A 15,255-nucleotide genomic window follows, 5' to 3' on the forward strand; every position below is an offset into this window, starting at 1 on the left:
CTTTTCTCCTCCTTAATTTTCATTGTGAGATACCTCTTTAATCTATACCTTTTAAATAAACTTTAACTCCTTTAATTTTTGATCTATTTTTTCACTTAATTCACCAGAACTACCTGTCCAAATTTCTCTATCATTATTTACTTCTGGTGGAAATATTCTTTCTACCTGTGTTGGTGAACCATTAAGTCCATAATTTTTTTCATTCTTATCATCAAAATCCTTAAGACTTAGTATTTTTATTTCTCTATCTTTAGTGGATAATTTCTTTTTATAAGAAGGAAGTCTTGGTTCAAAAATCCCCTTATCAACTGTGATTAAACAAGGATATTCTATCTTTACAGTCTCAATACTTTCTGGCATATCCATTTCAACTGTAATTGCTGATTCTTCTACTTTTACTATATTTTTAACATTAGCTACATGAGGTATATTTAGCCATTCTGCCATTTCAGACCCTACTTGAGCTGTATCACCATCTGTAGTTTGCTTACCACAAATAATAAGTTCAAAATCTCCCATTTTTTTAACTCCTTGGGCTATTGTATATGATGTCGCTAAAACATCAGCTCCACCAAATTTTCTATCTGATAATAATGTACCTTCATCAGCTCCCATAGTATAAGCTTCTTTAATCACACTTAATGCCTGATTAGGCCCCATACTTAAGACCTTTACTGCTCCGCCTTTACTTTCTCTAATTTTTAGTGCTGTCTCAAGAGCATATAAATCATATGGATTCATTTTAGAATCTACACCATCTCTTTTTAACACTCCTGTAACAGGATCAACTTCTACTTTAGATGTTCCTGGTACTTGTTTAACACAAACTAAAATATTCATAATAAAACCCTCCTAAAACTATATTTTAAAATTCAAATATTGATCCGCAAGACTTATAACCTAAAATTTTAAACTTTCCAAGAGATATCCTAATCTAAGTAATGGGCATTCAATCTGAAAATAACAACAAATACACTTTTATCCTTCCACCACTTTACTTGTCATACCAATTTAAAATTGGTATGACCAATTTCAATTTAATTATAGATTGTTAAATATTGTTTGTAAAGCATTGTTATTAATTTAACAGAAAATGTTTACATGAATACAACTACACTTTTGATTTCTAAATCGTATATTTCCTACTTCTTTTAACTTATTAAATTATTCAAGTTCAAATAAAAAAGTTTTAAATTGCAAATTCAACTAACTTAAATTGAATTTTTTGTTTAAAATATAACAAAAAACCAGATAAGTAAAAGATGAGTCACATAATTATCATCTTTTACTTATCTGGTTTATCCATATATTTTATTTTTCATATCCATAAGCTTTTCTGATTAAGCCAAAATGTTCTTCCATTGCTCTATAAGCTTTAGCTTCATCTCTACACTTTAGAGCTCTTACTAAATTCTCATGAATTTCCAATAGATTTTCCCTAGTATTTCCCCTGTGTAAAATCTGCATTCTAGATTTCTTAATAAATTCATCCATGAGCTGAGATATAACCTCAAGTACATTTATAAGCAATACATTTCTTGAAGTTTTTGCAATTAAATAATGGAATTTAATATCAAGTTCTAGACTTTCCTCTTCATTCTCTGCCATATACATCCTATCTAATATTGCTGTTAAAAGTTCAAGCTCATTATTTTCTATATTTTTAGCTGATAGCCTAGCACACTGAAGTTCTAAGGTTTCCCTTAAATCATGCATCTCTTCAATAGAACTTTCTTGTAACATAAACATAACCGAAAGAGGTTCAAATAATGAATTATCAAAATTAGTTCTTATGTAATTACCTGCTCCTTGCCTGCTCTCTACAAGTCCTATCACTTCTAGTGCTCTTAAAGCTTCTCTTACAGATGCACGAGACACGCCAAGGGATTCTGACATTTCTCTCTCGGATGGCAACCTATCTCCCTTTTTTAGTTCACCATTTTTTATCTTATTCTTAATTTGTTCTATAACCTGATCATATACCTTTGGAGTTTTAGTAGACATAAATATATTAATCTCCTTCATTTATCTTATTGTATTTATTTTATATTGAATTTAATTATTTTCTACACATAATTAATAATTCTTTCTTTATCTTTCATAATTAAATTATATCCATTTTGATATATTTCCTTTAATCTAACCTTATTTCTCTCGAATCTATTTATTTCCATACTTATACTTGGTCTTATTATAATCGCCTTTCCGCTATCTTCTAGTTTCTTACAGAAATCTAATTGCTCATTATATTTAATATGCCTTTCTCTAAGCACTTTGGCCAACTTTGGGTATCTATTTCTATAGATTCTATACGTTAATTCATTGGCTTTTGATTGTTTCTTTCTATATCCTTCGTTTCTCGTTAAAACAATTATGTGCTTATCGTTTCCGTCAGATATGGATTTATTAATGGGTATAGGTTCAGAAAGCCCTCCATCTGCGTAATACTGTCCGTTAATTTTTTCAAACGGAAACATTAGTGGAATCGCTATACTTGCCCTAAGAATTGAACTTCTTTTATCTAATAAATCTTTATCAAAATACTCATTTTCTCCTGTTTCAATATTAAATGCTCCAGCTAACATTTTTCCATCAAACTCATAAAAAGTTTTATAGTCAAAAATACAATGTTGATTTGGAATCTCATCAAAGACAAAATCTAAATCCATAATTGATCTACATTTAATTAAATTCCCATAACTAATGTACCTCTTATTATCCATGAACCGTTCCATTATCTCTAAATTTCTTCCTCTTTGCCTAGAAACATATGAATAGGCATTAGTAGCTCCTGCAGATACACCTACTATATATTTTATTTCTGCCTTTATATCTAAAAGTGCATCTAAAACACCTGCTGTAAATAATCCTCTGAAAGCTCCGCCTTCAAGCACAAGTCCTGTCATAAAAATCCTCCATTATATAAATACTATTATATATTATAACTTAAATAATAATTTTAATCACATAGAAAATTACATGAATGGCATTTCTAGTTGTTTATAACGAAAGAATTTTTATAAGGAATATAAATCATAATTTTTAATATCTATAACAAAAATAAGAACTCTTATAATCCTAATATTATAAGAGTTCCCGAAATAAATTAATTTTGATACATACTTATGTCTTTCTACTTAAACAACAAATTTCTCAATTTGTTCTGCAATTTGCTGCATTATATTTTTTAGTTCCTCTGCAGATTTAGAAACCTTGTGCGCAGAATCTCCCATTTCATGAGCTGATTCCGAAATTTCCTGAGATGCAGCTGAATTTTCTTCTGATACTGCTGATGACAACTCTAGGTTTTCTATAATATCATTTTTTCTATTATTAATATCAATTATTGAATTATTTATTTCATGAACTTGTGGTACTATATCATCTATTGATTGTACTATTTCTTTAAATGAAACTATGGTTGAGTCTATTGTATGAATCTGTTCTTCTAATTTATGGTTAGCAGTAGTAGTAGTTTCCTCAACTAGTCTAGTTTCTGAGCTTATAACATTTAGTAGCTCATTGATATCTTCTGATGAATTTTTAGACTGTTCTGCTAACTTTCTAATCTCATCTGCAACAATAGAAAATCCTTTTCCTGCCTCCCCTGCTCTAGCTGCCTCAATAGCGGCATTTAGCGCTAATAAATTGGTTTCATCTGCTATTTCATTAATCATATTAGTTATTTCTGTTATTTTATTTACACTAACGCTTAATTGATTAACTCTCCTTTTTGATTCGTTATAAGACTCTGCGATTTCATTCATTGAGATCCCTATATTTCTTAACTTAACATCACTCTTATTAGCTTCATTACTGATATTGCTAGTGTTTCTATCTACTTTCTCTACAGATTTTGCTATAACTTCTAACTTATCACAAAAGGAACTTAAACTATTATTTATTGACATTAGTTTATCAGATTGGTCACTTGACCCTTTTGCCACATCATGAATCGAACTTGAAACCTCTTCTATATAGATCTTCATTTTTTCTGAAACTCTGGATAGTTCTAGCGATTTATTATTAATAAGTTTCGTATCTTCTTTTACAGTAGAAATAATTCCTGCAATAGATTTTATAGTTTTATTTAATGCATTCTGCATTACTCCAAATTCATTTTCAGATTTAGTATTGAACTCTACAGTTAAATTACCTTCTGATAAAATCGATACTTTATGTACAAATTCTTTAATTGAATTCCTAATCATAAATATTATCCATGCTGACATAATAGCTAAAATCAAAATAGATATTCCTAATATGCTTGTAAACATAAATATGTTTTTCTTATATACACTCATAGACTTATTGATCTCATTTGTAGCTTTATCTTTCTGAAGTTGAACCAATGCTTTGTTATCTTTTGCAATCTGATTTCCATACACTCCCATAGCATCATTTGTAATCTTTTTATCTGGAATCAAATTTTGCTTTCTTTGCTCAATAATATTAGGTATATATGAATAATACTGTTCATATTCCTGTTTAAACTTAATAACTAATTCATGCTCTTCTGCATTACCTTCTGATCCTGTAACCTGCCTATTTACAATTTCAGTTATATTTTGATTTAATTCTAGCATAGTTCTTTCGTTCACTTCATCAAATGGCCTGTCTATTATTTTCGTTAATGTGTTTCTTAGCACTCCCATACTACCATTAACATCACCCCAATCACTGAGTTTTGGAATAACATTGTCATACATTTCTAAATTTGCATCATACATTTTAGATGTATTTATGTAACCTAAAACGCCAATAGTTATTGTCGATAGCAAAGATAAAATTACTATGACTATTATACTTTGCACGATTTTTATATTTTTCATTTTCGTTAGTTTCACTTTCAACGTCCCCCTTATAACATGAATTAAATAATATAACTTAAGGCAACAAAACATCACATTTGTTAACGTGTGCAATATAATTATACTAGTTAATTAATACGATTACAATATTTATTAATTATTAAATTTATTACTAATTTTGATGTATAAATAGAAATTAATTTAAAACCCATCACTAAAAAGTACTTATTACCACTTACTGTATTGACAAATACCTTATAATGTATTATAATAAGTTTAAATCCTATATATTAAAAGGGAGTAGTTATAAATATAACATCAACAATCGCGACTATATCGTTAGTCTGGTGTTATATACCCTAGCTGGTAACGAGACTTTTAATATGATTTCAATTTTTGAAGTTATATTAAAAGTCTTTTTGTTGTTTTTTATAGACTTTAACTACTTAATACTTACTAATTAAATTTTTTATTTGAAAGGAAGATGTCATGATGGAAAAATATTTTTCTAAAACTGTGGAAGAATCTCTAAAAACCTTTGATGTGACCTTAGAGGGACTGACGACTGAAAAAGCTAGTGAAATACTAAACACTATAGGAGAAAACATTTTAAATGAAAAAAAGAAAAAAAGTATTTTATCTGTATTTCTAGAACAATTTAAGGACTTATTGGTAATTATATTAATTGCTGCCGCTATTATTTCAGCTATGACCGGAAATATGGAAAGTACTTTTGTAATCCTAGCTGTTATAATCATGAATTCTATTTTAGGTACTGTTCAATATGTTAAAGCTGAACAATCCCTAGATAGTTTAAAGGCACTATCTGCACCTAGTGCTAAAGTCATTAGAAATGGAGTTAAAGTCGAGATTCCATCTAAAGATGTTGTTCCAGGAGATATTATAATATTGGAGGCTGGAGATTTAGTTGTTGCTGATGGTAGAATTTTAGAGAACTTCTCTCTTAAGGTTAATGAAAGTTCATTAACTGGTGAATCAGAAAGTGTGGACAAGTTTTCTGAAGTTATTAATAAAGAAGAAGTTGCTCTAGGTGATCAAAAAAATATGGTTTTCTCTAGTTCACTAGTTACTTATGGAAGAGCTACCGTTCTTGTAACTAATACTGGGATGAACTCTGAGCTTGGTAAGATAGCTACTCTAATGGAAGAAACCCAGGAAAAAAGCACCCCTCTTCAAGTTTCCCTAGATGAATTTTCTAAGAAGTTAGCCTTTGGAATAATTGGGATTTGCGTTATTGTATTTGGATTAAGTATGTATAGAGGTATTGATCTATTGGATTCATTAATGTTTGCAGTTGCTCTTGCTGTTGCCGCTATTCCTGAAGCTCTTAGTTCTATAGTTACGATTGTTCTTGCTATAGGTACACAATCAATGGCTAAAGAAAATGCTATTATTAAAAAGCTAAAAGCTGTTGAGGGTCTTGGCTGCGTATCAGTTATTTGTTCAGATAAAACTGGTACATTAACACAAAATAAGATGACTGTAAAAAAGATTTTTGTAGACAATAAGTTAATTGATAGTAATAAAATAAATCTTAAAGATTTTGATTCAAATTTCCTTTTAACTAGCTCTATACTATGTAATGATTCTACTTCTATAGATGGTGCTGAGATAGGTGATCCAACAGAAGTTGCCTTAGTAAACTTAGGACATAAATACTCTTTAAATGAAATTGAATGTAGAGGCATTTACCCAAGGCTTAAAGAAATTCCTTTCGATTCTGATAGAAAACTTATGAGTACGCTCCATGAGATTGATGGAAAAAATATAATGGTTACTAAAGGTGCTCTTGATGTATTACTTAATAGAGTGACTTCAATAAAAACTTCAAATGGAGTAATAAACTTCACCAACAATGATAAAATAAATATAAATAATGTTAATACAGAACTGTCATCTCAAGGATTAAGAGTTTTAGCTTTTGCTTATAGAGAACTTGACGAAAATAAAGACCTTAATTTAGATGACGAGTATAATTACACTTTCTTAGGCTTAATTTCAATGATTGATCCACCTAGAGAAGAATCTAAAGCAGCTGTTAGTGATTGTATTAAAGCTTCCATTAAACCAATTATGATCACTGGAGACCACAAGATTACGGCTTCTGCTATTGCTAAAGAAATTGGAATATTACAAGAAGGTGACTCAGCAGTAGAAGGATTAGAACTTGATAAAATGTCTGATGATGAACTTAATTCAAAATTAGAACACATTTCAGTTTATGCTAGAGTATCTCCTGAACATAAAATAAGAATAGTAAAAGCATGGCAAAATAAAGGTAAGATAGTTGCAATGACTGGAGATGGTGTTAATGATGCTCCTGCATTAAAACAAGCTGATATTGGTATTGCAATGGGTATAACAGGTACTGAAGTTTCAAAAGATGCTGCTTCTATGATTTTAACAGACGATAACTTTGCTACTATTGTTAAATCAGTTACTAACGGAAGAAATATTTATGCTAATATAAAGAATTCAATTAAATTCCTACTTTCAGGTAATACTTCTGGAATTCTTGCAGTACTATATTCATCAATATTTGCGCTTCCTGTTCCATTTGCTGCTGTACACTTATTATTCATAAACTTATTAACAGATAGTTTACCTGCTATTGCAATTGGTATGGAAAAATCTAAAAAAGATGTTTTAAAAGATAAACCTAGAGATGCTAAAGAATCTATTTTAACTAAAGATTTTATCATAGATATCTTCAGTCAGGGCTTGCTTATTGGAATATTTACTATGATCTCTTATCACATTGGTTTAGCTACAGGAAATCATGGACTTGCTATGACAATGGCATTTAGTACTTTATGTTTAGCTAGATTATTCCACGGATTTAACTGCCGAGGTAAAAAATCAATTTTTGCTCTTGGAGTTTTCAATAATAAATTCAGTTGGATTGCCTTTATATCAGGTGTTGTACTTGTAAATGCGGTTTTACTTATACCATCACTTCAAGGATTATTTGAAATAACTCCACTTACTACTAATGAATTAATGTTAGTTCACTTATTTGCTTTCATTCCAACTTTAATAATACAGACTGTTAAGGTTATTAGAGATTTTATTGAAGGAAATAAGGAAAAAATCAAGAAAAAAGACACTAGCACCTCAAATATGAGAGCTGCATAAAATACTCTTAAATTTATATAATCAGATCAAGTAAAAGGGCTATATCAAAATTATTTAATTATTTTGATATAGCCCTTATTATTCTTATTTCTCGTTTTTATTTATTGCCACCGCTATATGATTTTATATACATTTCCCTGATTTCACTCATTAAAGGATACCTTGGATTTGCACCTGTGCATTGATCATCAAAAGCTTGCTCAACCATTTCATCCATTGATGCATAGAATTTCTCTTCGGAAACACCAAATTCTTTTATACTCTTAGGAATTCCAACTTTTGCTTTTAAGTTATCTATTGCTCTAATTAATAGTTCAACTTTTTCTTCTTCTGTATTCCCTCCTAGATTTAAATAATCAGCTATTCTAGCATATCTCCATCCTGCATTTGGATACTTATATTGTGGGAAAGCTGCTTGCTTTCTAGGTGCATCTGTTGCATTAAATCTAATTACCTCATCTATTAGTAATGCATTTGCAATTCCATGTGGAACATGGTGGAAAGCGCCTAACTTATGAGCCATTGAGTGGCATATTCCTAAGAATGCATTTGCAAAAGCCATACCCGCCACAGAAGACGCATGAGCCATCTTTTCTCTAGCCTTGACATTTGTAGTACCGCCGTTATATGCATCAGGTAAGTATTTAAAGGTTAACCTAATAGCCTCTAATGCTAATCCATTTGTGTATTCAGATGCTAGCACTGAAACGTACGCTTCAATTGCATGAACTAAAGCATCTATTCCTGATGCAGCAGTTAACCCTTTAGGCATGCTCATCATAAGTTCTGCATCTATTATAGCCATATTAGGAGTTAATGCATAATCTGCAAGTGGATACTTAACTCCTGTTTGCTCATCAGTTATAACTGCAAATGGAGTTACCTCTGAACCTGTTCCTGCTGAGGTTGGTATTGCAACTAAAATCGCCTTTTCTCCCATTGGTGGGAATTCATATACTCTCTTTCTAATATCCATAAATCTCATAGCCAAATCTTCGAATCTAACATCTGGGTGTTCATACATTACCCACATAATTTTTGCAGCATCCATAGGTGATCCTCCACCTATGGCTATAATAACATCTGGATTAAATTCTCTCATAGCATCTGCTCCTAATTTAGCAGCTTTTAATGTTGGATCAGGCTCTACATCTGAAAATATTTTATATTCAATATGATTTTTACTTAGAATATCTGTAATTTTATGAGTATACCCTAGGTCAAATAATACTCTATCTGTTACTATAAATGCTCTTTTCTTCTTCATTGCATTCAATTCTTCTAAAGCGACCGGAAGACATCCAAATTTAAAGTAAATTTTATCCGGAACTCTAAACCAAAGCATATTTTCTCTCCTCTCGGCAATTCTCTTAACATTAATTAAGTGCTTAGGACCTACATTTTCTGATATTGAATTTCCTCCCCAAGATCCACAGCCAAGAGTTAATGATGGTGCTAATTTAAAGTTATATATATCCCCAATTGCACCTTGAGATGCAGGCATATTTATTAAAGTTCTAGCAGTCTTCATAGCTACTCCGAACTTCTCTATTCTCTCAACTGACTCTACTTGATTTGTATAAAGTATTGATGTATGCCCAAATCCACCTAATTCTATCATTCTTGAAGCTAATCTTAAGGCATCATCGAAAGTTTTAGCTTTGTACATTCCTAATATTGGCGATAATTTTTCATGTGAAAATGGTTCTTCTAATTCAGGTGATTCAACCTCTCCGATTAACACTTTAACAGCTTCGGATACCTCTACCCCAGCCATTTTTGCTATCTTGTAAGCTGATTGACCAACAATTTCTGAATTTAATGATCCCTTTGAATCTAATATTATGCTTCTAACCTTATCGATTTCTTCTCCCTCAAGGATATACGCACCTCTTTCATCTAATTCTTTTCTAACTTCACCATATACTGATTCCATTGCTATTATGCTCTGTTCTGATGCGCAAACTACTCCATTATCAAAAGTTTTAGAAAGCAAAATTGAGTTTACAGCCATTTTTATATGAGCTGTATCATCAATTATTGCTGGAGTATTTCCTGCACCAACTCCAATAGCCGGTTTTCCTGATGAATATGCTGCTCTAACCATTCCTGGGCCACCTGTAGCTAATATAATATCAGATTCTGCCATTACATTTCTGGATAATTCTATTGATGGCTCATCTATCCATCCAATTATTCCCTTTGGGGCCCCAGCTCTTTCTGCTGCTTCTAGAACTATTTTTGCTGATGCTATTGTTGAATTTTTTGCTCTTGGATGTGGACTTATAATTATTCCGTTTCGCGTCTTCAAAGCAATCAAAGTTTTAAATATGGCTGTTGATGTAGGATTTGTTGTTGGTACGATTGCAGCAATTACTCCTATAGGTTCAGCTATATGAGTTATTCCAAACATTTCGTCTCTCTCAATAACACCACAAGTTTTTGTATCTTTATATTGATTATATATGTACTCTGCTGCAAAGTGATTTTTTATTACCTTATCTTCTACTATACCCATGCCGCTTTCTTCTACTGCCATTTTAGCAAGAGTAATTCTTGCATCATTAGCCGCCATAGCTGCCTGTCTAAATATTTCATCTACATCTTCTTGAGAGAACTTTGCGAATTCTCTTTGAGCTTCTCTTATTTGCTCTATTCTTTTTGTTAGTTCTTCTGTATTTGTAACTCTCATTTCTTACCTCCAAATTTTTTTATTTTTATCGTAAATGTTGTTTATTACTATTAATCAGTTTTCTTTATTCCAAATAAACTTATGCATGGTTTGTGCTAAAATTAAAATTTAATCACTTGAGCATATGTAATATTTTACACAAACAACTGTATTGTTATGTTGTTAGATTCTATAGTATACTAATAGCAGTTATCTATTAATTTCTTTTAACTTAGGAGGAACTATGAACAAAATTATTGAAAAGGCTAAAATTACCCACGACTTGAATAAAGAAGAAATACTAGAATTATTACAAAATGATGATATAAATGAAGAACTTTTTAAGGCTGCCGATGAAGTCCGTCAAAAATATTTAGGTGATTATGTTCACTTAAGAGGATTGATCGAATTTACAAATATCTGCAAAAGAAATTGTCTTTATTGCGGATTAAGAAAAGATAATAAAAATCTTGAGAGATATAGATTGACTCAGGAAGAAATAATAGACTTCGCTAAAAAGGCTATCAGCTATGGTTATAAAACTCTTGTACTACAAGGTGGTGAAGATGATTATTTTACTAAAGAAAGAATGGTAAACATAGTAAAGGAAATAAAAAAACTAGGTGTCGCTTTAACCTTAAGTTTAGGTGAAAAAACCTATGATGAATATAAAGCATTTAAGGATGCTGGGGCTGATAGGTACTTAATACGTATTGAAACTACTGATAAAAAACTCTATGAAGATATGGATCCTAATATGAGCTTTGAAGAAAGATTAAATTGCTTAAACAACTTAAGAGAATTAGGATATGAAGTTGGAAGTGGTATACTTATCGGTTTGCCAAATCAAACTTTAGACTCCATTGCTAATGATATTCTTTTCTTTAAAGAAATCAATGCAGATATGATAGGAATAGGTCCATTTATACCAAATGAAGATACTCCTTTAAAAGATGCTCAAGGCGGGACACTTACTTTAGCATTAAAGGTTATGGCTTTAACTAGATTAATGCTTCCTGATATAAATATTCCTGCAACAACTGCAATGGAATCCTTAGCTCCAAACGGAAGAATAGTTGCACTTCAAAGTGGCGCTAATGTTGTAATGCCTAATGTTACTGAAGGTGAATATAGAAAGCTTTATGCACTGTATCCTGGTAAAATATGTACAGGTGATACTCCTGCACACTGCAGAGGATGTATCACAGGTAAAGTAACTGGAATAGGTAGAATAATCTCAGATGGTTACGGCTTTAGAGGTAACCAAAATACCAACCCACACGAAAACTAGATTTACGGAATAATCAACCGAAAGGGAGAGGCATCTGTTGCTCGATTGCTAGAGAATATGTCTGTGGATTTCTATCAGTAAAAGTTGTGCCCATTCCTGCTTGCTCCTGAGCCAACGCTCAGGACAAGCAAAAATGGAACAACTTTTGCTGAAGAAATACCAACAGTCATATTCTCAATGCAACACTGCGCAAAAGATGCCTCTCCCTTTCTGGTAAGAACATATATCTTAATATTCTACTATAGCCTCTATAAAAGTTTTATGCATTGGCCGTGACCTGTAGCTATGAATTTAGGATTTAGCTTTAAAAGGTTTTGTTGTAATTCAGCTCTTTTATTTGAATCAGGCACTTGTTCATGGCTAATGTTATTTACTTCGTCATCCCAATTGGATTCTGCAACTGTGCCTGATGCTTCACCTAAATTAAACATTAAATCACTGCTGAAAAATATGTTACGTTTGTTTTCTAGGATTAATAATCCTCCCCATAAGTGCATTTCGGAAGGATAATTAATAAACTCTAATTCATATTCATTAGTCGTCAATCTTTCTCCATCTCTTTTGATAATAAACTCATCTGTTATCCCAAAACCGCTTAGCTGACGTGCTGTTACTTCTGAACAAATTGGTTTTGCCTGTGGAAAATGTTCCAGAATTATCCTCAAACCACCGCATTCGTCTCCTTCAAAGTGTGAAATGAAGATATATTTTAGTTCCTTTCCATTAAGCGCTTCTTTTAATTGTGGTATCAAAGCTTCTGCTTGATGTATATTCCCTGTGTGTACTAGCAAAGGATCATCAGCTGATAAAAGATATTGATGAAATGTTAAGTTAATTGGTTGAACATAATTACTAAATTGATGTAAATCATTATAAATAGCTGTCATATCTTATCTCCTGTAAATCTAATATTTATTAAGTTTTTTAATGTTGATACTGATTATATGACTTAGATAGTTTAACGTCAAGCATGTAATCTATACAATTCTTACTTAATAATCCTTCTTAAAAGGTTAATCTTATTCTTAAATGGAGCGAATCTAAACGGAAACTCCATATATGTTCCTCTCCTCACTATGCTTTTCTCATGAGTAAATGTATCAAAACTATGTTTTCCATGGTACGCTCCCATGCCGCTAGTACCTACTCCCCCAAAAGGAAGATTAGGTGTTCCTACATGCAAAATAGTATCATTTATTGTAACGCCTCCTGATGAAGTCTCTTTTATAATCCGTTTTATGTTATTTTCATCTTCCGAAAAATAATATAAAGCTAGAGGCTTGCTTTTATTATTTACATACTGTATTACTTCCTTTAAATTATCAAAAGTCATAACAGGTAGAATTGGTCCAAATATTTCTTCTTCCAATACTTTTGCCTTTTCATCTAAATCAGTTAAAATAGTTGGCTCAAAAAATAGTGACTTTTCATCATAATTTCCACCATAATATATATTTCCTTCATTCAAGTATTGGGATAATCTCTCTAATTCTCGTTTATTTATTATTCTAGGAAAATCATCGCACTCTCTAATATTGTGGCCATATTGAAATTTAATTTCTTCCACTATTAGATCCAATAACTTTTCCTTAACTTCGTTGTGAACAAATAAGTAATCTGGAGCAACACAGGTTTGACCTGCATTTAATAATTTTCCCCAAACAATCCTTTTTGCTGCCATCTTTAAATTAGCCCCTTTATCAATTATACAAGGACTCTTTCCTCCAAGTTCCAGCGTTACTGGAATTAATCGTTTCGCTGCCTTTTCCATTATTATTTTCCCAACTCTTATACTTCCAGTAAAAAAAATATAGTCAAATTCTTGTTCCAATAACTCTTCAACGCACTCTTTTCCTTTATCTGCCCCTACTACTTTAATATATTCTTCATTAAAATTATCATTAATAATTCTTTCTATTAAATGCGATGTATTAACAGCGCTCTCAGAAGGTTTAATAATTACAGTATTTCCTGCTGAAATAGCCCCAACAAGTGGCAGTATAACTAATTGAAAAGGATAGTTAAATGGACCTATAATTAAAACTGTACCATAAGGCTGTTTTTCAATATAAGTTTTACTTGGAAAAAACATTATAGAACTTTTAATGCTTCTTCTCTTACTCCACTTTCTTATACTTTTTAAATGCGTGTTTATCTCTTCATATACCATAGAAATTTCGGTAAGGTAACTTTCAAAATCTGATTTATGCAAATCTTTTTTTAATGCATCTATTATATACTGTTCATTATCTTTAATTATCTTCTTAAGCTTTATTAAAATATCTCTTCTAAAATTTATATCTAATTGTTCCCCTCTTTGAAAAAACTCTATTTGTTTATTTATTAATTCCTTAACTCCCATAATTACTCCCTTGAAAATTCGGCTATTTATAAACCTAGCCCTTATAATAAACAAAATCCTTACCAAATAAGTTTAATGGAATTTTGAATTCAGGGAATCCAAATACATATGGTGCCAACTCATATAGTTGATAATAAATTACAAGATTATCATCCTCTATATAGAAATTCTGATTTTCGCTAATACCTTTAAATTCAGCCCCTGAATCAAAATAGTTTTCGGGATTCTTGTTTATCTGTTCTTTTATTTCTTTATTAATTATACCAGTATAATTATACCCTTTACTAAATAATTCTTTTAATGTTACTAAACCTTCTTTTTCTTTATCAACTGTATATGATGTCTTGGTTGTCATTCCATGAGCCCCACCTAAGAACTCATAATAATCATTATATAAACTAACAAATAACTTATTATCTTCAACTACTTTATACCTTGAATAAATTTCATAAGGAAATCTCGGCCTTTCTTTCTTTATATCATCAAAATATTCTTTTGATGTCTTTTCAGCTTCCTCTACTTTAGGCAGAATATCACTATTTATTTTATCATTTATCGTCCCTACCTTTTTTTCATCATATCCATCAGAAAACTGCGGTATCTTTAAATCTTCTTTTAAGTAATCTAGATTCTTATTTACAGACTTTTCCCCAAGTTTAATTTGTCTTTGAATTTGTATTTTATTACTTATACACATTTGCTGTGGATAAGTTGTAAATAACATTGAGCCTATCATTATTATTCCTAATATATTAGCTATAGTGCCCATATCAGCACCTCCTTTATTTATACCATTTGCGACTTTATTCGTTATATATCCACAAAACAAACATGTAAAATTATGTATATTAACATTTTTATAACATGTTATCCACAACCGATTGTGGATAATGTTAATAAGTTGTACTATTTTTATATTATGCTACTCTTTTAATAATCTTATTCTAACTACATACTCTAAGAT

Annotated in this window: 10 protein-coding genes; 2 read left to right on the forward strand and 8 right to left on the reverse strand. The window is 30.9% G+C overall.

The genetic code is table 11. From position 1 onward, the window contains the following. Window positions 1-51 precede the first annotated feature (51 nt). The 4 genes from CLCHR_RS08040 to CLCHR_RS08055 all read right to left on the reverse strand — a co-directional run bounded on the left by CLCHR_RS08040 (window position 52) and on the right by CLCHR_RS08055 (window position 4,847). Window positions 52-840: an electron transfer flavoprotein subunit beta/FixA family protein gene (locus tag CLCHR_RS08040; protein ID WP_079439187.1), complete on the reverse strand. Its 789-nt coding sequence runs from the start codon at window positions 838-840 to the stop codon at window positions 52-54. Between the two features lie 471 nt (window positions 841-1,311). Continuing rightward, complete coding sequence (locus tag CLCHR_RS08045) at window positions 1,312-2,010, reverse strand: FadR/GntR family transcriptional regulator (protein WP_207652309.1); 699 nt, start codon at window positions 2,008-2,010, stop codon at window positions 1,312-1,314. Between the two features lie 56 nt (window positions 2,011-2,066). Next, window positions 2,067-2,906 carry a patatin-like phospholipase family protein gene (locus tag CLCHR_RS08050; RefSeq protein WP_079439189.1) on the reverse strand — a complete coding sequence of 280 codons (840 nt, stop codon included), beginning with the start codon at window positions 2,904-2,906 and terminating at the stop codon, window positions 2,067-2,069. Window positions 2,907-3,137: 231 nt separating this feature from the next. Beyond that, window positions 3,138-4,847 carry a methyl-accepting chemotaxis protein gene (locus CLCHR_RS08055; protein ID WP_079439190.1) on the reverse strand — a complete coding sequence of 570 codons (1,710 nt, stop codon included), beginning with the start codon at window positions 4,845-4,847 and terminating at the stop codon, window positions 3,138-3,140. Window positions 4,848-5,303: 456 nt separating this feature from the next. Here CLCHR_RS08055 and CLCHR_RS08060 point away from each other — a divergent pair, with 456 nt between their 5' ends. Beyond that, complete coding sequence (locus tag CLCHR_RS08060; RefSeq protein WP_079439191.1) at window positions 5,304-7,967, forward strand: cation-translocating P-type ATPase; 2,664 nt, start codon at window positions 5,304-5,306, stop codon at window positions 7,965-7,967. A 97-nt stretch (window positions 7,968-8,064) separates the two neighbouring features. On the opposite strand, the gene adhE is transcribed toward CLCHR_RS08060, so the two are convergent. Further along, window positions 8,065-10,659: a bifunctional acetaldehyde-CoA/alcohol dehydrogenase gene (adhE, locus tag CLCHR_RS08065; protein WP_079439192.1), complete on the reverse strand. Its 2,595-nt coding sequence runs from the start codon at window positions 10,657-10,659 to the stop codon at window positions 8,065-8,067. 223 nt (window positions 10,660-10,882) lie between these two features. On the opposite strand from adhE, the gene hydE reads away from it, so the two are divergent. After that, entirely contained in the window at window positions 10,883-11,929 is a 1,047-nt protein-coding gene (hydE, locus tag CLCHR_RS08070) for a [FeFe] hydrogenase H-cluster radical SAM maturase HydE (RefSeq protein WP_079439193.1), read from the forward strand. A 248-nt stretch (window positions 11,930-12,177) separates the two neighbouring features. On the opposite strand, the gene CLCHR_RS08075 is transcribed toward hydE, so the two are convergent. The 3 genes from CLCHR_RS08075 to CLCHR_RS08085 all read right to left on the reverse strand — a co-directional run bounded on the left by CLCHR_RS08075 (window position 12,178) and on the right by CLCHR_RS08085 (window position 15,060). Continuing rightward, window positions 12,178-12,816 carry an oxygen-binding di-iron domain-containing protein gene (locus CLCHR_RS08075; RefSeq protein WP_079439194.1) on the reverse strand — a complete coding sequence of 213 codons (639 nt, stop codon included), beginning with the start codon at window positions 12,814-12,816 and terminating at the stop codon, window positions 12,178-12,180. Window positions 12,817-12,917: 101 nt separating this feature from the next. Further along, the gene (locus tag CLCHR_RS08080) at window positions 12,918-14,294 is read right to left on the reverse strand and encodes an aldehyde dehydrogenase (RefSeq protein WP_169896778.1); all 1,377 of its coding nucleotides are present in this window, start codon (window positions 14,292-14,294) and stop codon (window positions 12,918-12,920) included. A gap of 31 nt (window positions 14,295-14,325) precedes the next feature. After that, a complete protein-coding gene (locus tag CLCHR_RS08085; protein ID WP_079439196.1) occupies window positions 14,326-15,060 on the reverse strand; it encodes a DUF3298 and DUF4163 domain-containing protein in 735 nt (244 codons plus the stop codon). Window positions 15,061-15,255: the final 195 nt, after the last annotated feature.

The organism is Clostridium chromiireducens (genome assembly GCF_002029255.1).
Taxonomy (GTDB): domain Bacteria; phylum Bacillota; class Clostridia; order Clostridiales; family Clostridiaceae; genus Clostridium; species Clostridium chromiireducens.

Excerpts from the sequence above, each read along its gene's own strand:
- CLCHR_RS08040 (WP_079439187.1), bottom strand. The coding sequence starts at position 840 with ATGAATATTTTAGTTTGTGTTAAACAAGTACCAGGAACATCTAAAGTA.
- CLCHR_RS08050 (WP_079439189.1), bottom strand. The coding sequence starts at position 2,906 with ATGACAGGACTTGTGCTTGAAGGCGGAGCTTTCAGAGGATTATTTACA.
- CLCHR_RS08060 (WP_079439191.1), top strand. The coding sequence starts at position 5,304 with ATGGAAAAATATTTTTCTAAAACTGTGGAAGAATCTCTAAAAACCTTT.
- adhE (WP_079439192.1), bottom strand. The coding sequence starts at position 10,659 with ATGAGAGTTACAAATACAGAAGAACTAACAAAAAGAATAGAGCAAATA.
- hydE (WP_079439193.1), top strand. The coding sequence starts at position 10,883 with ATGAACAAAATTATTGAAAAGGCTAAAATTACCCACGACTTGAATAAA.
- CLCHR_RS08075 (WP_079439194.1), bottom strand. The coding sequence starts at position 12,816 with ATGACAGCTATTTATAATGATTTACATCAATTTAGTAATTATGTTCAA.
- CLCHR_RS08085 (WP_079439196.1), bottom strand. The coding sequence starts at position 15,060 with ATGGGCACTATAGCTAATATATTAGGAATAATAATGATAGGCTCAATG.